20 protein-coding genes are annotated in these 20093 nt (G+C 40.2%); 5 read left to right on the plus strand and 15 right to left on the minus strand.

Annotated elements, in window-relative coordinates:
* Positions 1 to 221: 221 nt before the first annotated feature.
* The gene (gene hemB / locus ASE55_RS14190; protein ID WP_056220923.1) at positions 222 to 1211 is read right to left on the minus strand and encodes a porphobilinogen synthase; all 990 of its coding nucleotides are present in this window, start codon (positions 1209 to 1211) and stop codon (positions 222 to 224) included.
* A 122-nt stretch (positions 1212 to 1333) separates the two neighbouring features.
* On the opposite strand from hemB, the gene ASE55_RS14195 reads away from it, so the two are divergent.
* From ASE55_RS14195 to ASE55_RS14205, 3 genes are all read left to right on the plus strand, one after another.
* Positions 1334 to 1684 carry a T9SS type A sorting domain-containing protein gene (locus tag ASE55_RS14195; RefSeq protein WP_056220924.1) on the plus strand — a complete coding sequence of 117 codons (351 nt, stop codon included), beginning with the start codon at positions 1334 to 1336 and terminating at the stop codon, positions 1682 to 1684.
* Positions 1685 to 1793: 109 nt separating this feature from the next.
* Positions 1794 to 2705, plus strand: coding sequence for an ABC transporter ATP-binding protein (locus tag ASE55_RS14200; RefSeq protein ID WP_056220927.1), 912 nt, complete (start codon positions 1794 to 1796; stop codon positions 2703 to 2705).
* Positions 2706 to 2707: 2 nt separating this feature from the next.
* Positions 2708 to 4018 carry an ABC transporter permease gene (locus ASE55_RS14205; protein ID WP_056220930.1) on the plus strand — a complete coding sequence of 437 codons (1311 nt, stop codon included), beginning with the start codon at positions 2708 to 2710 and terminating at the stop codon, positions 4016 to 4018.
* 83 nt (positions 4019 to 4101) lie between these two features.
* On the opposite strand, the gene ASE55_RS14210 is transcribed toward ASE55_RS14205, so the two are convergent.
* From ASE55_RS14210 to ASE55_RS14245, 8 genes are all read right to left on the minus strand, one after another.
* The gene (locus tag ASE55_RS14210; RefSeq protein ID WP_056220933.1) at positions 4102 to 4779 is read right to left on the minus strand and encodes a porin family protein; all 678 of its coding nucleotides are present in this window, start codon (positions 4777 to 4779) and stop codon (positions 4102 to 4104) included.
* 16 nt (positions 4780 to 4795) lie between these two features.
* Entirely contained in the window at positions 4796 to 5668 is an 873-nt protein-coding gene (sucD, locus tag ASE55_RS14215; RefSeq protein ID WP_056220936.1) for a succinate--CoA ligase subunit alpha, read from the minus strand.
* Positions 5669 to 5760: 92 nt separating this feature from the next.
* A complete protein-coding gene (locus tag ASE55_RS14220; protein WP_056220939.1) occupies positions 5761 to 6663 on the minus strand; it encodes an LpxD N-terminal domain-containing protein in 903 nt (300 codons plus the stop codon).
* A gap of 128 nt (positions 6664 to 6791) precedes the next feature.
* A complete protein-coding gene (gene efp, locus ASE55_RS14225) occupies positions 6792 to 7358 on the minus strand; it encodes an elongation factor P (RefSeq protein ID WP_056220941.1) in 567 nt (188 codons plus the stop codon).
* 197 nt (positions 7359 to 7555) lie between these two features.
* Entirely contained in the window at positions 7556 to 8350 is a 795-nt protein-coding gene (gene lpxA, locus ASE55_RS14230) for an acyl-ACP--UDP-N-acetylglucosamine O-acyltransferase (protein ID WP_056220944.1), read from the minus strand.
* Positions 8351 to 9748 carry a bifunctional UDP-3-O-[3-hydroxymyristoyl] N-acetylglucosamine deacetylase/3-hydroxyacyl-ACP dehydratase gene (locus ASE55_RS14235; RefSeq protein ID WP_056220947.1) on the minus strand — a complete coding sequence of 466 codons (1398 nt, stop codon included), beginning with the start codon at positions 9746 to 9748 and terminating at the stop codon, positions 8351 to 8353.
* Positions 9741 to 10772: a UDP-3-O-(3-hydroxymyristoyl)glucosamine N-acyltransferase gene (gene lpxD / locus ASE55_RS14240; protein WP_056220950.1), complete on the minus strand. Its 1032-nt coding sequence runs from the start codon at positions 10770 to 10772 to the stop codon at positions 9741 to 9743. The genes ASE55_RS14235 and lpxD overlap by 8 nt, the downstream gene beginning before the upstream one ends.
* An 86-nt stretch (positions 10773 to 10858) precedes the next feature.
* Complete coding sequence (locus tag ASE55_RS14245) at positions 10859 to 12070, minus strand: HD domain-containing protein (RefSeq protein WP_056220953.1); 1212 nt, start codon at positions 12068 to 12070, stop codon at positions 10859 to 10861.
* Between the two features lie 320 nt (positions 12071 to 12390).
* Between ASE55_RS14245 and ASE55_RS14250 the strand changes: the two genes are divergently transcribed.
* The gene (locus ASE55_RS14250; RefSeq protein ID WP_056220956.1) at positions 12391 to 13935 is read left to right on the plus strand and encodes a bifunctional response regulator/alkaline phosphatase family protein; all 1545 of its coding nucleotides are present in this window, start codon (positions 12391 to 12393) and stop codon (positions 13933 to 13935) included.
* A 217-nt stretch (positions 13936 to 14152) separates the two neighbouring features.
* Positions 14153 to 14917, plus strand: a complete 765-nt coding sequence (locus ASE55_RS14255; RefSeq protein ID WP_056220958.1) for an exodeoxyribonuclease III — start codon at positions 14153 to 14155, stop codon at positions 14915 to 14917.
* Between the two features lie 48 nt (positions 14918 to 14965).
* Here ASE55_RS14255 and ASE55_RS14260 read toward each other — a convergent pair whose 3' ends face one another.
* The 6 genes from ASE55_RS14260 to ASE55_RS20170 form a co-directional block, all read right to left on the minus strand.
* The gene (locus tag ASE55_RS14260; protein ID WP_056220961.1) at positions 14966 to 15337 is read right to left on the minus strand and encodes a septal ring lytic transglycosylase RlpA family protein; all 372 of its coding nucleotides are present in this window, start codon (positions 15335 to 15337) and stop codon (positions 14966 to 14968) included.
* 455 nt (positions 15338 to 15792) lie between these two features.
* Entirely contained in the window at positions 15793 to 17094 is a 1302-nt protein-coding gene (gene rimO, locus ASE55_RS14265) for a 30S ribosomal protein S12 methylthiotransferase RimO (protein ID WP_056220964.1), read from the minus strand.
* A gap of 90 nt (positions 17095 to 17184) precedes the next feature.
* Entirely contained in the window at positions 17185 to 17730 is a 546-nt protein-coding gene (gene rfbC, locus ASE55_RS14270; protein WP_056220967.1) for a dTDP-4-dehydrorhamnose 3,5-epimerase, read from the minus strand.
* 27 nt (positions 17731 to 17757) lie between these two features.
* Positions 17758 to 18330, minus strand: coding sequence for a sugar transferase (locus ASE55_RS14275; protein ID WP_056220970.1), 573 nt, complete (start codon positions 18328 to 18330; stop codon positions 17758 to 17760).
* Between the two features lie 9 nt (positions 18331 to 18339).
* On the minus strand, positions 18340 to 19476 hold the full coding sequence (locus ASE55_RS14280; protein WP_056220973.1) for an aminotransferase class I/II-fold pyridoxal phosphate-dependent enzyme: 1137 nt from the start codon (positions 19474 to 19476) through the stop codon (positions 18340 to 18342).
* A complete protein-coding gene (locus tag ASE55_RS20170) occupies positions 19477 to 20085 on the minus strand; it encodes an acetyltransferase (RefSeq protein WP_056220976.1) in 609 nt (202 codons plus the stop codon). It abuts the gene before it with no gap.
* Between the last annotated feature and the right edge of the window lie 8 nt (positions 20086 to 20093).

Genomic DNA, 20093 nt, shown 5'->3' on the forward strand with positions numbered 1-20093 from the left:
TGATCCTCTCCAGAATATCATTGACGACCCGAACCGGGTGATTCCCGGGAATCAACTCCTCAAAACTATACGGAAATAACACAGTCTGATTTTGGTTATAATGTTTGAAATTCATACACAAATATCTGATTGTCAGATATAAATATACGAAAAACCAAAATAATAACCAAAAAAAATCCGCCTCAGTTGTGAGACGGATTCTTTATTATATCCTTTATTAATTATCGATTTAAAAGAATGGCCGCTTCTTTGGCAAAGTAAGTAAAAATCATATCTGCGCCGGCTCTCTTGAAACAGGTCAGACTTTCAATAATCGTTTTATCATTATCCAGCCAGCCGTTTTGCGCCGCTGCTTTTACCATTGCATATTCCCCGCTTACATTATATACCGCGATCGGAAGGTCAATTGCCTCACGGACTTTGGAAACAATGTCCAGGTATGGAAGCCCCGGTTTGATCATGATGATATCAGCGCCTTCATCAATATCTTTAAAGACTTCGTTAAGCGCTTCGCGTGAGTTATGAAAGTCCATCTGATAGGTTTTTTTATCTTTCGGAATTTCAATGTCATCTTTCGGCGCACTGTCCAAAGCACTTCTGAACGGCCCGTAAAAAGAACTGGCATATTTTGCAGCGTAACTTAAAATTCCGACATCTGTAAATCCGCTGTCTTCCAATGCTTCACGGATGGTCTGAACCCTCCCGTCCATCATATCGCTGGGCGCTACAATATCGGCACCGGCTTCTGCATGGGACACTGACATTCTGGCCAGGGCATCATTGGTGGCATCGTTCACAATCTTACCGTTTTCGATAATTCCGTCGTGCCCGTAGATTGAATACGGATCCAGAGCTACATCGGGCATCACAATCATTTCCGGAACCGCATCTTTAATAGCTCTGATCGTGTTCTGCATCAGTCCGTTCCTGTTCCACGCTTCTTTTCCGGTGTTGTCTTTAAGATCTTCAGACACTTTCATGTACAGGTTAACGGCTTTTACGCCTAAGGAAAAAAGTTCCCTGCATTCTTTTACCGTCAGATCAATGCTCCTCCTGAAAATCCCCGGCATAGACGGGATGGGTTCTTCTTTGTTTTCGCCTTCCATGACGAATACGGGCATAACGAAATCACTTGTGGTAAGGGTGCATTCTCTCACCAGGCTCCTGAGAGATTCGTTAACCCTCAGCCTTCTGTTTCTTGAATGTATCATTGTTTGGAATACTTTTTGAATAAAATTTAATACAAATTTACTATAAGTTCTGTAAAAAACTATTGCAAGCAATTGCAGAATTGTTTAGTTTTGTTATAATATAGTTACGAAATTTTAATTTGATGAAAAAACTTTTACTTTTATTTATATTTTTGGGCACTTTCGTTGGATTTTCCAACAATATGAAGGCGCAGATTAAAGAGCCCACTTCCTTCTCTCAGAAGTCTGATGACGGGGTACTGGTTGCTTATCCTAACCCTGCAAGGGACTTTCTTATCATAAAAGCCAAAGAACCTAACCTTAAAGTTAAGAATGTTACTTTTTACTCTATTTTAGGAACACAGGTGGCTAATTACTCTGTGAATATGAATTCCGGAGAGATCAACATTGAAAAACTTAAACCCGGAAAATACCTGATCCGGTACATTTTGAGTGACAACACCATAAAGGTAACTCAGATTGTAAAACAATAAAACAAACCAAATCCTGATAATCATCAGGATTTTTTCTTTTGGCTCAGTTCTGTTTTAATATTTCCGTAACTTTCGGCACTTTATCTTTCTAATAAGAAAAAACAATTTAATGTTAAAAGCCGAACATATTATAAAGACTTACAATGCAGGTAAAAAGGTAGCCCTGGATGATTTCAGCATCCATGTACCGAAAGCAAGCGTGTATGGCCTTTTGGGTCCTAACGGAGCCGGGAAAACTTCTTTTATCCGAATCATCAACCAGATTACCCAGGCAGATTCCGGTGAGATTACCATCAACGGGCAAAAGCTTAACCCCAGTCACATCAAAGACATCGGCTATATGCCTGAAGAAAGAGGCCTGTATAAAAATATGACGGTCGGCGACCAGCTTCTTTATTTCGGTGAACTGAAAGGAATGAGTAAAAACGATGCTTTAACGGAGGCCAAAAAGTGGTTTGACAAGCTTCATATCGATCAGTGGTGGAAAAAGAAACTGTCTGAACTTTCAAAAGGGATGGCCCAGAAAATCCAGTTTGTGGTTACAGTTCTCCACAGGCCGCATCTCCTGATTCTTGATGAACCTTTTTCAGGCTTTGACCCCGTAAATGCCAATCTGATCAAAGACCAGATCATCGAACTTAAAAATAACGGGACCACCATCATTCTTTCCACGCACCGCATGGAGAGCGTAGAGGAAATGTGTGATTATGTGGCACTGATAGACAATTCAAAAAAAATAATTGACGGCAGGGTTTTCGATGTACGGGAAAAATTCAAGAAAAATATTTTCGGGATTATCCTTTCGGAAATTGATGAAAATAATTTCGCCAATTTTAAAAGCAAATATGAGATTTTCAACTTATCTACTGCAAACAACCTGGTTTCCTTTGATGTTAAAAATGACACCAATCAGAACAACATTATTTCAGATCTGATCCATGTAGGAAAAGTACGGTCTTTTGACGAAAAAATCCCGAGCATGAACGAGGTATTTATTAATGCGGTAAGCAACAACTCTTAATTATGAATCATATTTTTTTAATTACAAAAAGGGAATTTCTTACGCAGGTAAAGAAAAAATCCTTCATTATACTGACGCTTCTGGCTCCTGTTATGCTGATTGCCTTCGGAGCAGTGGTGGGCCTGATGTTTAAGGCCAATGAATCCCACAGCGTTATTGAGGTAGTGGATAAAAGCGGGCTGTTTAAAAACCAGCTGAAATCTGATGACCAGCTGAGGTATGTTTTTGTTTCTACAGCTGATGAAAAATCCAAGATCAATAATTTAAAAGGCAACGAATCCTTAGACGGGATCTTAATTCTGCCGGAACTGAGGAACCAAAATTTCGCTGAGCTGCAGCAGAATTCCAGGCTTGTCATCAACAGTAAAATAGGATTTGACACCAAAAAGAAAATTATTGCTGACATTAATGATGTCATTAAGAAAGAGAAGATCAAACAACTGGGCATTGCTGAAACGCAACTGAATGATCTTGATAAGGGTTTTACTTTAAAGACGATCAACGTTTCCGAAAACAACAAGGAGGATTCTGATCTTGGCTTCGGCGTGAAAAGCGGTTTAAGTATCCTGCTGATGTATGTAACATTTATGTTTATCATTATTTACGGGGTGCGCGTAATGAGGAGCGTTCTGGAAGAAAAGAACAACCGTGTGGTGGAAATCATTATTTCTTCCGTAAAGCCTTTTGAGCTGATGATGGGAAAAATTTTAGGCGTAACCCTGGTTGCCCTGACGCAGTTCCTGGTCTGGATTACCATGTCCGTTATCGGTGCTCTGGTTCTGAATACCGGGTTTTCATCCATCCAGAAAAATATTCCCGGCGGAAATGAAGAACTGGCGGACAAGCTTGATGTTGCCCAGATTGCCACACAGATTTCCCACAGCTTACTGGAACTGAATTTCCCCCTGATTATTTTCGTATTCATCGTGTTTTTCCTTCTGGGATATATCTTTTACAGCTCAATTTATGCTGCCATAGGTTCTGCAGTAGACAATGAAACCGAAACGCAGCAGTTTACCCTATTTGCCATCCTGCCTTTAATGTTGGGGATGTACGGCAGCTTTTCTTTAATGAATAATCCTGATGGCCCGCTTGGCTTCTGGCTGTCGATTATTCCGTTTACTTCTCCTGTAGCGATGATTGCGAGAATCCCGTTCGGGGTTCCTGCCTGGCAGATTGCCCTGTCAATAGGCCTGTTACTGGGAACTACGATCTTTATGATTTTCGTGGCCGGAAAAATTTATCGTGTAGGGATTTTAATGTACGGAAATAAAGCTACGCTGAAAGAAATCTGGAAATGGATCAGAGGATAAAAATTTAAATCAGAATAAACAGATAAAAAAATCCCGGAACTTATAATTCCGGGATTTTTTATGTCTTGAAAATGAATCAATTCTTATTTGAAGATATAGCTTAAGGTTACGCTGAGCACCTGTTCAGACTTACGTTTTTCCGTAGCATCTGATTTCGTCCAGGATTCCCTGAGATCAGGATATGTATCTGAAAGTCCAAGATCATAATTGACCCCAAGTTCCAGCTGTCTCTTGTAACTGTACCCTATACCTAATCCTATTCCAAAGTTGAATGAGCTTGCTTTACCGTTAACATTGGCATAAGCAGGACTGGCTACATCAGGATCATAATAAGGCCTTGATGCAGGAGCATTCTTTGTTTTCTGGCTGATCAGGAAATTAAATCTCGGACCTGCCATTGCAAAGAATTCAGACTCACTTTCTGAGAAATATCCCTTGAAGAAAACAGGAACACTAAGATAGTCGTTTGCATACACCGCATTGTATCCGTCTGCCGTTTTTGCATTTTTGTCTTTACCTGTTTCTCCGGCTCCGTAATACATTACTTCAGGCTGTAAGAAAAACTGGTTTTCTTTGCCTAAAGGAATCAGTGCCAATACACCTCCCTGAAATGTATACCTCGGGCCTGAAGGATTGTGAGCGTTCTTCACTCCGGAATAGTTACCTCCCGCTTTGATACCAAATCTTGTACTGCTGAAATCTATCTGTGCGAAAGACATGGCAGAAACGGCCAAAGCAGAGGCCAATAAAAATTTTTTCATGTTATTTATGTTTAGATTATCCTAAAACTTTTGCTACAGTAGCACCGATATCAGCAGGAGAATCCACAACGTTGATTCCGTTTTCTCTCATGATCTCCATTTTAGCCTGCGCTGTATCTTCGTCACCACCAACGATAGCACCTGCGTGCCCCATTGTTCTTCCTTTAGGAGCCGTCTGCCCTGCAATGAAACCTACTACCGGTTTTGTAGAACCGCTGGCTTTGTACCATCTTGCTGCTTCAGCCTCAAGACCTCCACCGATTTCTCCGATCATTACTACCGCTTCCGTTTCAGGATCATTGATAAATAATTCCAGTGCTTCTCTTGTTGTTGTTCCGATGATCGGGTCTCCACCGATACCGATTGCCGTAGATACTCCGAAACCTGCTTTCACTACCTGGTCAGCAGCTTCATAGGTAAGGGTCCCTGATTTTGAAACGATTCCTACTTTCCCTTTTTTGAAAACGAAACCTGGCATAATCCCAATTTTAGCTTCTTCAGAAGTAATGATTCCAGGACAGTTCGGGCCAATCAGTCTGCAGTCTCTGTCTGCAATATAAGATTTTACTTTTACCATGTCTGCTACCGGAATTCCTTCAGTAATACATACGATTACTTTAATCCCCGCTTCAGCAGCTTCCATAATCGCATCAGCAGCAAATGCAGGCGGTACGAAAATGATACTTACATTGGCTCCGGCTTTTGTTACAGCATCAGCAACGGTATTGAATACAGGCTTGCCCAGGTGCTCGCTTCCTCCTTTTCCCGGAGTAACACCTCCTACAACGTTGGTTCCGTATTCGATCATCTGGCCTGCGTGGAAAGTACCTTCGTTCCCTGTAAATCCTTGTACAATTACTTTAGAATCTTTGTTTACTAAAATTGACATTTTATTATAATTTTAATTTATTTATTACTTTTTATTAATGCTCACAAATTTACTTATTTTTCTTTGATTAAAGATACATCTAACCAATTTGTTTATTTAAGGTTTCTGAGTTTAACCTCCTTTTTCAGATAGGTTTTAAAATCTTCAGCAAACATTCCGATATAGGTGCCTTTTTCAAGATTTCTGTTGACTCCGGTTTTGCCTAAAATCACAGATCCGTCCGCGATGCTGTTTCCGGAAGCGATCCCCGCCTGTCCCCATAGAGTCACTTCATTACCGATGATACAGCATCCGGCAATACCCACCTGGGAAGCAATCAGGCATTTTTTCCCGATTATGGTATCATGGCCTACCTGGATCTGGTTATCCAGCACGGAACCTTCTCCGATTACCGTAGAATCCGTCACGCCTCTGTCTATAGTGCAGCCGTTCCCGATTTCAACATTATTTTCTATGACCACATTCCCTACGGAAATAAGCCGGTCAAAATTCCCGTTTAATTTTCTGTAGTAAAAGGCATCGCCTCCTAAAACGGTATTGGACTGGATGATCACATTGTCGCCGATCACCGTTCTGTCACCGATTACCACATTGGGAAAAATAAGGGTGTTTTTTCCGATGGTTACATGGCTCCCGATTACGGCAGAAGGATGAATTTTTGTTCCTTCCCCGATTTCTACGTCGTGAAGCTCCTCTGTAAAGTTAGATATTCTGGTAAAATGGGTATTGATTTTATTAAAATCCCTGAAAGGATCATCAGAGACCAGCAGTGCCTTGCCTTCCGGGCAGTCGACTTCTTTATCAATCAGGATAATCGTTGCGGCAGAATATAAAGCTTTATCGTAATACTTCGGATGGTTTACAAATACGATATCTCCGGGTTTTACCCTATGGATTTCATTGGTTCCCAATACTTCGAAGTTTTCGGGGCCAACAAACCTTGCACCGATAAGGTCAGCAATGGTTTTCAGTTTTTGAGGCGCGTGAAATTTCATAACAATTGATTTTCTTTAATATATTTTGGGCTGCCACCAGTTTCTATCAGCCATAGTTTTAAGACTGATTATAAAACAAAATTCGGAATGCGTATGCAAACCGAACTGGTATAAATTTTATATTTAATTTATTCTTTCACTCTTTCCAGGTAAGAACCGTCTTCGGTACTTACCTTGATTCTGTCTCCCGGCTCAATGAACAGAGGAACCATTACTCTCGCTCCTGTTTCAACAATGGCATTTTTAAGAGCATTGGTGGCGGTATTTCCTTTTACACCCGGATCAGCTTCAACTACATCAAGATAAACGGACTGTGGAAGTTCTGCAGAAAGCGGCGTTTCATCAGCTTCTTTCATAATGATCGTTACTTCTTCACCTGCCTTCATCAACTGCGCGTTTTCAATCATCTCCTTATTAAGGTAAAGCTGAGAAAAATCGTCATTGTTCATAAAGTGGAATCCGTTCTCGTCATCATAAAGATACTGGAACTTTCTTGTAATTACTTTTACCTCATCAATTTTATGACCTGCAGAAAAAGTATTGTCAAGAACTTTACCGTTGGTTACAGATTTTAATTTTGTTCTTACGAAAGCAGGGCCTTTTCCCGGTTTTACGTGAAGAAATTCGATTACTTTAAAAATGTCATTGCTGAATTCTATGCACAGACCTTTTCTTATATCGTTACTTGTTGCCATTACTATTGTGTATGTATTTAGTTATTATTTTTGTTGTTTAACAGGACTTTTAATGTCAGCGGAACCAGCAGGTGATAAAACTCCTTTTTTACAGTCTGAAAAGCCATAGTAAAACTCAGTGTCCTTTAATTACTGATCCTGCGAAAACAGAAACGGGATATTATCAGGACAAAAAGAAAGAAACTTTTTTCTCAGGATTAATTATTGTCTTTTCCCGTTCCGTACCCTTTTACGATTCCACGCGGTGAGTTTTGGATAAACTGAAGGATTTCATCCCTTTCAGCTGTCGGAAGCATTTCTTTTTCAATGTGTGAAATAGCCTGGGAAACGTTCATTTTCATCTGGAAAATAGCCCTGTAAATTTTCTGGATTTCAAAGATTTTCTCATTGGTAAACCCTCTTCTTCTCAGGCCTACCGAGTTGATCCCTGCATAAGACATCGGTTCCCTTGCCACTTTTACGTAAGGCGGGATATCTTTTCTCACCAACGTACCGCCGGAAATCATCACGTGCTTGCCGATTTTACCGAACTGGTGAACAGCAGACAGACCTCCCATTACGGTGTAGTCGCCTATTTCCACGTGTCCTGCAATACCGCAGCCGTTAACGATGATCACATGATCCCCGATAATGCAGTCGTGGGCAATATGGGTAGTGGCCATAATCAGGCAGTTTTTGCCGATTTTTGTATAGCCCAGCGCTTTTGTTCCCCGGTTTACGGTTACACACTCGCGTATGGTGGTTTCATCATCTATAATTACCTGGGTATCCTCGCCGTCGAATTTCAGATCCTGGGGAATTGCTGAAATAACAGTCCCGGGGAAAATCCTGCAGTTTTTGCCGATTCTCGCCCCATCCATAATGGTGACATTGGGACCGATCCATGTGCCTTCTCCGATTTCCACATCCCCTGCAATAGTCGTAAAAGGTTCTACGATTACATTTTTGCTGATTTTCGCGCGTTTATCTACGGCTGCTAATTGATGAATCATTTACTCAACTTTATTTTTTGCAACTTGAGCCATCAGCTCTGCTTCTACTGCTATGCTGTCTCCCACATATCCATATCCCTGCATATGTACGATCCCTCTTCTGATAGGCTCGATCAGTTCAATTTTGAAAATAAGGGTATCTCCGGGAACTACTTTCCTCTTGAATTTCACTTTATCAATCTTAATAAAATAAGTAGAGTAATTTTCAGGATCCGGTACACTTGCCAACACGAGGATCCCTCCTGTCTGTGCCAGTGCTTCTACCTGCAGAACTCCCGGCATTACCGGCTCTTTAGGGAAATGCCCAACGAAGAAAGGCTCATTCATGGTTACATTCTTAAGGCCTACCACGTGAGAGTCTGAAAGCTCAAGGATTTTATCAATCAACAGAAACGGCGGCCTGTGAGGCATAAGTTTCATGATTCCGTTGATATCGAAAACCGGCTCTTTTGTTAAATCAAAATCAGGGACGTTTTTCTTTTTCTGAATTTTCCACTGACGGTTCAGTTTCTTTGCAAACTGGGTATTTACGTAATGTCCCGGCTTATTGGCAATAACTTTACCTTTTATTTTTACTCCTGCAAGGGCTAAATCACCGATTACATCCAGTAATTTATGTCTTGCTGCTTCGTTAGGATAATTCAGCGTCAGGTTATCAAGAATTCCGTTGGGCCTGATTGACACTTCATCTTTCCCGAATGCCTTTTTCAGCTTTTCCGTAGTTTCCGGAGTAAGATCTTTATCTACATAAACGATCGCATTGGAGATATCTCCGCCTTTGATCAGTCCGTGGTCCAGAAGCATTTCCAGTTCATGTAAGAAGCTGAAGGTTCTTGCAGAGGAAATTTCGTCTTTAAACTCAGAAATATGTTTAAGGGTAGCGTTCTGAGTACCTAAAACTTTGGTCCCGAAATCTACCATGGTAGTCACTTCGTACGTATCTGAAGGGATAATTGTAATTTCAGATCCTGTAGCCGGATCGCTGTAGGTAAGAACTTCCTTTATCACCAGGTATTCTCTGGCAATATTCTGTTCTACCACCCCTACACTTTCGATGGCTTCCACGAAATATTTTGAAGACCCGTCTAAGATCGGAGGCTCGGAAGCATCCATTTCCAAAAGGGCATTATCAATATCACAGCCTACCAATGCAGCCAGAAGGTGTTCGCAGGTGGTAATTTTTACGCCTAATTTCTCTAATGTAGTTCCTCTTTCTGTAGCGGTAACATAGTTCACGTCAGCTTCAACCTGGGGATGCCCCTCAAGGTCTGTTCTTACGAAGACGAAACCTGTATTTTCTTTGGCAGGTTTCATGGTCAGCTTTACTTCTCTACCAGTATGAAGTCCGATTCCGGAAAGTGTCACTTCCTGCTGAAGTGTTTTTTGCATATCACTCATTAGTTTTATCTTTTGAGTTATTCTCAAGATTATTTATTCTGTTAACAATTTCAGTGAAATTTCTGAAATGGACGTAGTTTCGAAGATAGTCATTATAACTGATTGCCGGTGAACCGTACAGCGTATCTTTATCATTAACGCTGGAATTCACGCCGCTCTGGGCCTGGATTTTCACCTGGTTCCCTATTTTGATATGGCCTACAATTCCCACCTGGCCGCCGATCTGGTTCCAGTCGCCGATGGTGGTAGATCCTGCAATGCCGGCCTGTGCCGCAATAACGTTGTTTTTACCGATTTTCACATTGTGTGCAATCTGGATCAGGTTATCAATCTTGGTTCCCTGGCCGATAACGGTAGAGCCTATGGTGGCCCTGTCTATACTGCAGTTTGAACCAATTTCCACATGGTCCTCAATAATTACATTTCCAAGCTGGGGAATCTTTTTAAATCCTTCCGGGGTAGGCTGGAAACCGAATCCGTCTCCGCCGATAACGGTATTGGCATGAATAACGCAATGATCACCGATGATACAGTAATCATAGATTCTCGCGCCGCTGTCGATTTTACAGTTTTTACCGATCTTTACTCCTTTGCCGATGTACACCTGCGGATAAATCTGGGACCCTTCGCCTATTTTTGCTTTTTCAGAAACATAGGTAAAGGCTCCGATATACACCTGATCACCGATAACAGCGGTCTCGTGGATAGAAGAACCTGTTTCAATGCCTTCTTTTCTCCCCTGCATTTCCTGATACAGATTCATCAGGACCTGAAAAGAAAGATACGCATCTTTTACCGCAATTACCGTGGGATTGTAATGGTCTTTGGTTAAAAGGTTCTCTGAAACAATGATTACGGAACATCGTGAATCGTCCAGATACTGTATAAATCTGTCCTGGGCAATAAAAGAAAGATGTCCTGTTTCCCCGCTTTCGATAGGTGAAACTCCTGTAATAAGCGCATTTTCGTCACCTATTATTTTTCCGTTAATAAAACTTGCAATTTGCGAAGCTGTAAATTCCATATTCTGCAAAGATAAGAAATTCTGTAATTCACAAACATTTTTTAGTTTTCGGATTTTGAAATTTATTAATCTTTAAGAAATACCGTCTATTCTTCTCTTGGGAAAGTAAGGATATACCTTGTTGTTTTGTTGACCATTAAGCCGGACAGGAGCCGGTCTTCAGATTCTTCAAGCCTGATCTTTTCACCGTTTTTCTGTAACAGGTAGATCGGCTGTTTCTGGGTATCATAAGGGAGAAGCTTTCTTTCAATTTCATGTACGAGTTCTTTTCCGTTGTCAATTCCCAGCAGGTCATTGGTGTATTTTATTTTTGCTTCAACCAATTCAGGATCAAAAGGATGGGATGAAATAATGGTTTTCGGAAGTTTTCTCCGGATGACACACCGGCACCAGTAAGAAAGGATGACGTCATCTGCATTCTGCCAGCCTTTCATGGCCTGGATAATATCATTGTCGTCAAGCTTGGTAAACCTTTCAACATCTTCGTCCGTGGCCGCACTTTTCCCTCTGTATAAAAAATAGGTAAGGTTTTCGGTAGCCGGAAGGTTCACACCCTGGGAAACGAGATATTTTGCCCTTTCTAAAATTTTGACTAAAAGAAACTCTGCAAGAGCGGATGTTTTGTGATAATACACCTGCCAGTACATGAACATCCTGGCGGTAAGGAAATTTTCAATGGAATATACTCCTTTTGCATCGATCACCAGTTCTCCTTCTTCACAGACATTCATCATGGATATAATCCGCTGGGTATTGATGCTTCCTTCTGAAACGCCTGTAAAAAAACTGTCGCGCTTCAAATAATCCAGCCGGTCCACATCAAGCTGGGAAGAAATCAGCTGGTTGAAAAACTTCCGGTGGTATTTTCCCTGAAACATTTCAATCGCACAGGATAATTCGCCGTTAAACTCATCATTTAAGCGGTTCATCAGTAAAAGCGAGAGGTTTTCATGGTGCCAGTCGTCCATCAGCATGCATTCCAATGCGTGGGAAAACGGTCCGTGGCCGATGTCGTGCATCAGAATTGCCAGCATCGCTCCTTTTTCTTCATCTTCGGAAATCTTTATCCCTTTCTGTTTAAGGGTTTCCAAGGCGGTAAACATCAGATGCATGGCCCCAAGCGCATGGTGAAACCTGGTATGCATGGCGCCGGGGAAAATAAGGTTCAGCAATCCGGTCTGCCCTATTCTTCTCAGTCTCTGGAAGTAAGGGTGCTCTATAATGTCAAATAAAATTTCATGGGGAATCCTGATAAAACCGTGAACCGGATCATTGATGATTTTTAGCTTATTCTGCATTGGAAACGTCAGTATTTGCTAACAAATTTAAGGATTTTAAATTTTAACTTAATTACGTATAAATTAATGTTTTTAAATTATCTTTGGTACGCAGCTGAGCACCCTTTTGTGCTATATTTAATTCCATATAACCTGCATTCAGATGGATTAAATGTAAACAATATATTCCGCAAAACATGACCGGCAGAAAACAGTTATGTAATGCGGGGATATGCATAGGTTTCCATTAACTAACATTTAACTATTAGGCCCCTGTTTTTGGGAAGTTTTAAAGGAAGTTGGTCAGCAATTTGATACAATAATCATGTAAAAAATAAATTATGTCGGAAAAGATATTATGGATAGATGATGAAATAGATTTACTCAAACCTCATATCGTATTCTTAGAAAAAAAAGGCTATCACGTGACTCCTGTAAACAACGTGAATGAGGCACTGGAACTCATGGATTCTGAAAAATTCGCCTTAACGCTCATTGATGAAAACATGCCCGGAATTTCAGGCCTTGAAGCCATTCCGATGATTAAGGACAAAGACAGTTCCCTGAAAATCGTTATGGTAACAAAAAGTGAAGAGGAGCATATTATGGAAGAAGCCATCGGCTCCCAGATTGCCGATTATATCCTGAAACCGGTAAACCCGAACCAGATCCTTTTATCATTAAAGAAAAACCTTCAGGAAGATAACCTGGTAGAGCAGAAAACAATCCTCCAGTACCAGCAGGAATTCAGGAACCTTTCTATGGAGCTGTCTTATTTGAGGACCTACCAGGAATGGGCTGAATATTACAAAAAGATCGTTAACTGGGAAATTAAATTTGATAAGGTAGCGGACAATGAGTTTGCGGATCTGCTGCAGTCCCAGAAAGAGGAAGCGAATATCCAGTTTGCCAAGTTCATCGAGAACAATTATGAAGACTGGCTCCATGATTCTGATAAGCCGATGATGAGCCACACGCTTTTCAAGGAAAAGATTAAAGCTGAAGTTGAAAAGGAAAAAGTCCTGCTTTTAATGGTGGACAACCTCCGTTATGACCAGTGGAAAATGATTGAGCCGCTGTTTACGAAATATTATAACAAAATTTCGGAAGACTATTATTACAGCATCCTACCTACGGCTACCCAGTATGCGAGAAATTCTTTTTTTGCCGGACTGATGCCGTCTGAGATTGAAAAACGTTTCCCTAACAAATGGTTTAATGACAATGAGGAAGGAAACAAAAACGAATATGAACGTGATTTCCTTGAAGACCAGATGAAGAGAATCGGCCTGGGCTCAAAATCCATGAAATACCTCAAGGTACTGAATGCTGATTTTGAAAGGAAAATCTATGATGACTTCAATCAGCATAAAAACAACGACCTATTGGTAATTGTTTATAATTTTATTGATATTCTTTCTCATGCGAAAACAGACAACCATATTGTAGACCAGCTGATTCGCGATGATAAAACCTTCAGGTCATTGACCCTGAACTGGTTTGAAAATTCCTCACTGATCAAAATCATTAAGCTTGCTGCTGAAAGCGGCTTTAAGCTGGTGATTACAACTGACCACGGAACGGTATATGTAAAGAAACCGAGTAAAGTTGTCGGAGACCGGGAAACATCAACCAATATCCGCTATAAAACAGGTAAGAGCCTTACCTATGATTCCAGCGATGTATGGGCGATTACGAATCCTGAAAAGCTGTTTTTACCGAAAGGGAATTTAAGCTCAAAGTATATTTTTGCAAAAAACAGTACATTCCTGGCGTATCCGAAGAATTACAACCACTTTGTGAATTACTATAAGGAAACATACCAGCACGGGGGAATTTCACTGGAAGAGTGTATTATCCCGATCAGCATTCTGGAACCTAAATAGTTTCCGGCTACAGCTTATTAATAAAAAGGATCGGAAAAAATCTATAGATTTTTTCCGATCCTTTTTTAATGTTCATATCTTCGCAGAAATAAATAAACTGTGTTTGATATCCGGCTTATTTATAAGTTCTGATTCAGGATTTATCATTTAGGCCGCCTATTTAAAATCATAGAATTTACTTTTCAGATATCATGAGCAATTAAATTTATAAACAGCAATGAGATTAATCACATATAATGTAAACGGAATCCGTGCAGCTTTTACCAAGGATTTTTTAGGGTGGCTGAAAACTTCTGATCCTGACATCATCTGTATCCAGGAGAGCAAAGCCGGCAATGACCAGATTGATATTGAAAGCCTGGAAAAACTGGGCTATCACAGCTACTGGCATTCGGCGGTAAAAAAAGGTTACAGCGGGGTCGGAATTGCCTCGAAAATAAAACCCAACCATGTAGAATTCGGATGCGGAATTGAAAGCTATGATAATGAAGGCCGGATTATCCGTGCAGATTTTGACGGGTTTTCTGCAATCTCCGTGTATGTACCTTCTGCGTCCAATATAGAAAGACTGGATTTCAAGATGCAGTTCTGCCATGACTTTTTAGAATACATCAAAAATTTAAAAAAGGAAATCCCGAATCTTATTATTTCAGGGGATTTCAATATCTGCCATGAAGCGATTGACATCCATAATCCGGTGGGCTTAAAGAATACCTCTGGATTCCTGCCGATGGAACGGGAATGGATGACAAACTTTATCAATGAATGTGAACTGATTGACAGTTTCAGGTTTTTCAATAATGAGCCTGACCATTATACGTGGTGGAGTTACCGGCAGAATGCCAGGGCAAATAATAAAGGCTGGCGGCTGGATTACAATTTTGCGTCCTACAGTTTAAAAGACAAGCTGACAAGGGCTGTGATCCTTAAGGAAGCTGTCCATTCTGACCACTGCCCGGCTTTGGTTGAATTCAGTTTATAAAACACAAAAGCCGGCTTTAAACCGGCTTTAATAATTTACATCATAAATTTAATTGACAATTTCATATTCCACCGGAATGGTACCGTTGCCGGTATCCCCGATTTCATCGAACGCTGCTTTAGACATATCCAAAGCTCTTGATGAATGGTAAGGCCCTCTGTCATTTATCTTCACAATCACCTCTTTACCATTGTTCAGGTTGGTCACCTTAATGTTTGTTCCGAATGGAAGCGTTCTGTTTGCTGCGGTAAACTTTGAGTTGCTGAAAATCTCTCCGCTGGCTGTTTTTCTACCGTTAAACTTATTGTGGTAGTAGGATGCATAACTTGTTTTTTTCGCATCTGTGGCATTGATCTTGAAAGAATAAATACCAAAGGCTGAAATCATCATTATGATTACGAGAATGAATCTTTTCATCATTTTGAACTTTTATTTGTTTTGACTGGGCAAATGTATCAGGAAAGTTCCTACCGGCCTATTTCAATTGTTAATTATAGTTAACGAAAACTAAATATTTTGTTAATTTTCATTTTAAGTTACTGATATTTAATAGAATAGATACTATTGTTAAAAAGCGTTAAAATACATGTTAAAAAGTTAACAAAATTAACTATCTCTACTATTTTTATATTATTTTTCGCTTAATTAATCTCCATAATCAATTGATTAACAGCACACATTGCTCCATTACCGTTCAAATAAGTCTGCAAAAAAACCGATGAAAAAATCATCGGTCTATATTATGTAGAAATCTACTTAATGTAGACTTTTCGAATATGTATTAATAGATTACTGAAACCTTTAGTACTCAATTGTCTTTTCATATTAGACCATGGCAAGCAGCAGCATCAAATAAAAACTGGGATCCTGAACGGTTAAACCAGTTCTCCATAAAGGTCAAATTCCTCTGCGGAAGTAATTTTTACCTGGGCAAATTCACCGATTGAAATGTAAGTATCTTCTGCGGAAACCAAAACGGTATTATCAACATCTGGAGAATCATATTCCGTTCTTCCGATAAAATAGTTCCCTTCTTTCCTGTCAAATATACATCTGTAGATATTTCCTATTTTTTCCTGGTTTTTTTCCCACGAAATCTGTGACTGGATTTCCATGATCTCTTCTACCCTTGCTTCTTTGACTTCCTGAGGGATATTATCTTCCAGCACATGGGCTCCGGTATTTTCTTCATGAGAATAGGTAAAGCATCCGAGCCTGTCAAACTTCTGTTCCCTCACCCAGTCTTTCAGCTCCTGGAAAATCTCTTCGGTTTCTCCGGGATAGCCTACAATCAGCGTAGTCCGTACCGCCATATCAGGAACTTTCTCCCTGAATTTGCTGAGCAGGGCATTTGTTTTTTCATGGGTGGTCCCTCTCTTCATTGATTTAAGCAGATCTGAATTGATATGCTGAAGCGGAATATCTATGTAATTACAGACTTTAGGTTCCTCACGGATAATATCCAGGACATCTTCCGGAAAGCCGCTTGGGAAAGCATAGTGAAGTCGGATCCATTCAATTCCGTCAATCTTAACGAGTTCTTTCAGAAGATCTCCCAATGCTCTTCTTTTATAAATATCAAGACCGTAATAGGTAAGATCCTGGGCAATTAAAATCAGTTCCTTGGTTCCTTTTTTGGCTAATTTCTGAGCCTCGAGGACCAGTTTTTCAATAGGGGTGGAAACGTGTCCCCCTCTCATCAGCGGAATGGCACAGAATGAACACGGCCTGTCACAGCCTTCAGAAATTTTAAGATACGCGTAATGTTTAGGTGTTGTGGTCATCCTTTCGCCTACCAGCTCATGCTTGTAATCTGCACCCAGGTGCTTTAACAAAATCGGCAGGTCCCGGGTTCCGAAATACTGGTCTACATCCGGAATTTCCCTGATCAGATCCGGCTTATACCGTTCTGAAAGACATCCCGTTACGAATACTTTTTCTACTTCGCCCCTGTTTTTTGCTTCCACATAATCCAGAATTGTGTTAATGGATTCTTCTTTGGCATTATCAATAAATCCGCAGGTATTGATCACAACAATATCCCCCCGGTCTTCATGTACCACTTCTTTACCGTTGGCTTTAAGCTGGCTCATGAGGACTTCGGAATCATAGACATTCTTGGAGCATCCAAGAGTTACTACATTGATTTTCTTTTTACCTACAGATTTTGTTCGCATCTTTTTGATTTTGAGTTTGCAAAGATACAAAATATTGAAGAGTCTGGATCAAAAAATAAAACCACTTTAAAAGTGGTTTTACGTATGCTGTTAAAAATTCCTGTCTTTAAAGCCCGGGGCATTTTCATCTTTTTCAGACAATATTGCCTCATCATTTCCAATTTTCCAGTCGATATTCAGATCTTCGTCGTTGTATTTAACGCTTCCTTCCGATTCTTTATTATAAAAGTTATCACACTTATAAGCAAACACAGCAGTTTCACTCAGCACGGAAAAACCATGTCCGAAACCTCTTGGAATGTAGAGCTGGACTTTATTTTCTGCGGTAAGCTCAACACCGAACCATTTTCCGAACGTCGGGGAATCTTCCCTTAAGTCTACGGCAACGTCCCATACTCTTCCTTCCAGACAGGAAACCAGCTTTGCCTGGGCATGCTCCCCTTTCTGCAGGTGAAGGCCCCGAAGAACGCCATAAGAAGATTTGGAAATATTATCCTGAACGAAATGTCCGTTCATTCCCGTTAATTCCTCAAACTTTTTTTCATTGAATTTCTCAAAAAAATAACCTCTGTCATCCTCGAAAATCGTAGGCTCGATGATGTAACAGTCTTTTAAAGGGGTTTCTTTTATTTTCATAGTGAATTATTGACTCTTGTAAATACTTTATTGTATAAAAATTTTAAGGACCGTTTTTGCTAAAATTTTTACATCTTCAGAAAACGACATATTTTCCAGATACCGGAGGCTCATATGTACTTTATCCGGAAAAAGAACTTCATCATTGTACTGTAAAGGATTTTCCTGTGCTTTTAATAATGCTTCCTCATTGCTGTATTTGATACTGGCTTCAGATGTGATTCCGGGTTTTAAATCCAAAACCTTCCGTTCTGCTCCGGTTAACCTATCATAGTAACCTTCGATATCAGGACGCGGGCCTACAAAACTCATTTCTCCCTTCAGAATATTAAACAGCTGCGGCAACTCGTCAAGTTTCAGCTTTCTGAGCAGCAAACCGGTTGCTGAACTTTCTTTTTCCGGTTCTTTAAGGGTTTTAAATTTATAAATGATAAAGGTCTTTCCAAACTGCCCCACCCTTCTCTGGCAGAAAATACCATTAGACCTGGTATCAATGCTTACAATGATGAATAATAAAATCATTAACGGTAAAAAAAGTACAATCAGTACTACTGACAGAATACAGTCTAAAACCACCTTCCAATACCTGTAATGATTCATTTAGTAGAATTATTTTCCAAAAAACATTTTAATTACATTTGCAATCCTTTCCTTTTCATCTTCTCTGAGATTGGATCCGGAAGGGAGACATAAGCCATCATTAAATAGTTTTTCTGAAGTGCCTCCGCCGTAGAATGGTGCATTTTCAAAAACCGGCTGCATGTGCATCGGCTTCCACAACGGCCTTGATTCTATGTTATCTTCAAGAAATGCCATTCTCAGCTCTTCCCTTGTTTTTCCGGTAACCTGAGGATCAACCACAATTGCAGATAGCCAGTGATTGGAATAAAAATCCTCTGAAGGTTCTGAAAACACAGTTACTCCATCAATATCTTTAAAAAGATCCACATACATTTGATGCATGTTTCTTCTTGCTTCCACACGATCTTTTAAAACTTCCATCTGCCCTCTTCCGATTCCTGCAACAATATTACTCATCCTGTAATTGAAGCCAATCTGAGAATGCTGGTAATGCGGTGCCTGATCTCTCGCCTGGGTAGAAAGAAAAACTGTCTGGATTTTGTCTTCAGAGGTATTGCATACCATGGCTCCGCCACCTGAAGTGGTAATGATTTTATTGCCGTTGAAACTTAAAATCCCGAACCGTCCGAAAGTTCCGCACATCTGGCCCTTGTAGACTGATCCCAATGCTTCTGCTGCGTCTTCAATTACTTCAATATCAAATTCCCTGGCGATAGACATTATTCCGTCCATTTTTGCAGGCATACCATACAAGTGAACCACAATAATTGCTTTAGGCTTTTTTCCTTTTTTAATCCGATCTCCGATCGCCTGCCTTAACCCTGCAGGACACATATTCCATGTTTCCGGCTCGCTGTCTACAAAAACGGGTGTTGCCCCGCAATAGGCAATCGGGTTGGCAGATGCTGAAAAAGTCATCGACTGGCAGATCACCTCGTCACCCGGTCCTACTCCACACTGGATCAAAGCGAGATGAAGCGCTGCGGTTCCTGCGGATAAGGCGGCCACCTTAACATCTTCTCCTAAAAATTTTTCCAGGTCTTCTTCAAAACCATCTACATTAGGCCCCAAAGGCGCCACCCAGTTTTCAGCAAAAGCTTCATTGATATATTTTTGCTCGTTACCTCCCATATGCGGTGAGGAGAGCCAGATTTTTGAGTTCATTTAAATATTTTTATCTATTATGTGTCTTTTAATTATTCTTCCGGGATTTCCGACAACTACAGAATAATCAGGAACATTTTTTAAAATAACTGCACCAGCACCGATTATACACCATTTTCCTATTTTAACATTCTGAATTACAATTGCTCCTATGCCAACATGCGACCCTTCTCCGATATATACATTTCCTGCTAGCGAGGCATTCGGTGAAATATGAACAAAATCTTCTATTATACATTCATGATCAACAGAAGCATTTGTATTGATAATACTATGCTTACCAATTGTACTATCTGCGTTAATCGTTACGCCACCCATTATTACTGTACCTGGTGCAATAGAAACGGTTGGAGATATTATTGTATTCTTATGAACTAATTTTGCAAAAGTATGACCTTCAAACTCTATTGACAGTTTTTTTCTTATAAAATTATTTCCTATTGAAATAATTACTTGATTGCCATCTTTTGGTAAAGTGTTTAACACAGGCAAGCCATAACATTCTTTTTTATGAACATCATGATCTATAAAAGCTTCGACAATAATATTATTAGATAAAGCAATATCTGCAATTACTTTTCCATGACCACTGGCACCAAATAAATACATATTTTATA

The sequence above is a fragment of the Chryseobacterium sp. Leaf201 genome, from assembly GCF_001421435.1.
Taxonomy (GTDB): Bacteria; Bacteroidota; Bacteroidia; order Flavobacteriales; family Weeksellaceae; genus Chryseobacterium.

What these genes read in the sequence shown, in the direction of transcription:
- hemB (WP_056220923.1), bottom strand. Translation starts at nt 1,211, where the DNA reads ATGATACATTCAAGAAACAGAAGGCTGAGGGTTAACGAATCTCTCAGG.
- ASE55_RS14195 (WP_056220924.1), top strand. Translation starts at nt 1,334, where the DNA reads ATGAAAAAACTTTTACTTTTATTTATATTTTTGGGCACTTTCGTTGGA.
- ASE55_RS14200 (WP_056220927.1), top strand. Translation starts at nt 1,794, where the DNA reads ATGTTAAAAGCCGAACATATTATAAAGACTTACAATGCAGGTAAAAAG.
- ASE55_RS14205 (WP_056220930.1), top strand. Translation starts at nt 2,708, where the DNA reads ATGAATCATATTTTTTTAATTACAAAAAGGGAATTTCTTACGCAGGTA.
- ASE55_RS14210 (WP_056220933.1), bottom strand. Translation starts at nt 4,779, where the DNA reads ATGAAAAAATTTTTATTGGCCTCTGCTTTGGCCGTTTCTGCCATGTCT.
- sucD (WP_056220936.1), bottom strand. Translation starts at nt 5,668, where the DNA reads ATGTCAATTTTAGTAAACAAAGATTCTAAAGTAATTGTACAAGGATTT.
- ASE55_RS14220 (WP_056220939.1), bottom strand. Translation starts at nt 6,663, where the DNA reads ATGAAATTTCACGCGCCTCAAAAACTGAAAACCATTGCTGACCTTATC.
- efp (WP_056220941.1), bottom strand. Translation starts at nt 7,358, where the DNA reads ATGGCAACAAGTAACGATATAAGAAAAGGTCTGTGCATAGAATTCAGC.
- lpxA (WP_056220944.1), bottom strand. Translation starts at nt 8,350, where the DNA reads ATGATTCATCAATTAGCAGCCGTAGATAAACGCGCGAAAATCAGCAAA.
- ASE55_RS14235 (WP_056220947.1), bottom strand. Translation starts at nt 9,748, where the DNA reads ATGAGTGATATGCAAAAAACACTTCAGCAGGAAGTGACACTTTCCGGA.
- lpxD (WP_056220950.1), bottom strand. Translation starts at nt 10,772, where the DNA reads ATGGAATTTACAGCTTCGCAAATTGCAAGTTTTATTAACGGAAAAATA.
- ASE55_RS14245 (WP_056220953.1), bottom strand. Translation starts at nt 12,070, where the DNA reads ATGCAGAATAAGCTAAAAATCATCAATGATCCGGTTCACGGTTTTATC.
- ASE55_RS14250 (WP_056220956.1), top strand. Translation starts at nt 12,391, where the DNA reads ATGTCGGAAAAGATATTATGGATAGATGATGAAATAGATTTACTCAAA.
- ASE55_RS14255 (WP_056220958.1), top strand. Translation starts at nt 14,153, where the DNA reads ATGAGATTAATCACATATAATGTAAACGGAATCCGTGCAGCTTTTACC.
- ASE55_RS14260 (WP_056220961.1), bottom strand. Translation starts at nt 15,337, where the DNA reads ATGATGAAAAGATTCATTCTCGTAATCATAATGATGATTTCAGCCTTT.
- rimO (WP_056220964.1), bottom strand. Translation starts at nt 17,094, where the DNA reads ATGCGAACAAAATCTGTAGGTAAAAAGAAAATCAATGTAGTAACTCTT.
- rfbC (WP_056220967.1), bottom strand. Translation starts at nt 17,730, where the DNA reads ATGAAAATAAAAGAAACCCCTTTAAAAGACTGTTACATCATCGAGCCT.
- ASE55_RS14275 (WP_056220970.1), bottom strand. Translation starts at nt 18,330, where the DNA reads ATGAATCATTACAGGTATTGGAAGGTGGTTTTAGACTGTATTCTGTCA.
- ASE55_RS14280 (WP_056220973.1), bottom strand. Translation starts at nt 19,476, where the DNA reads ATGAACTCAAAAATCTGGCTCTCCTCACCGCATATGGGAGGTAACGAG.
- ASE55_RS20170 (WP_056220976.1), bottom strand. Translation starts at nt 20,085, where the DNA reads ATGTATTTATTTGGTGCCAGTGGTCATGGAAAAGTAATTGCAGATATT.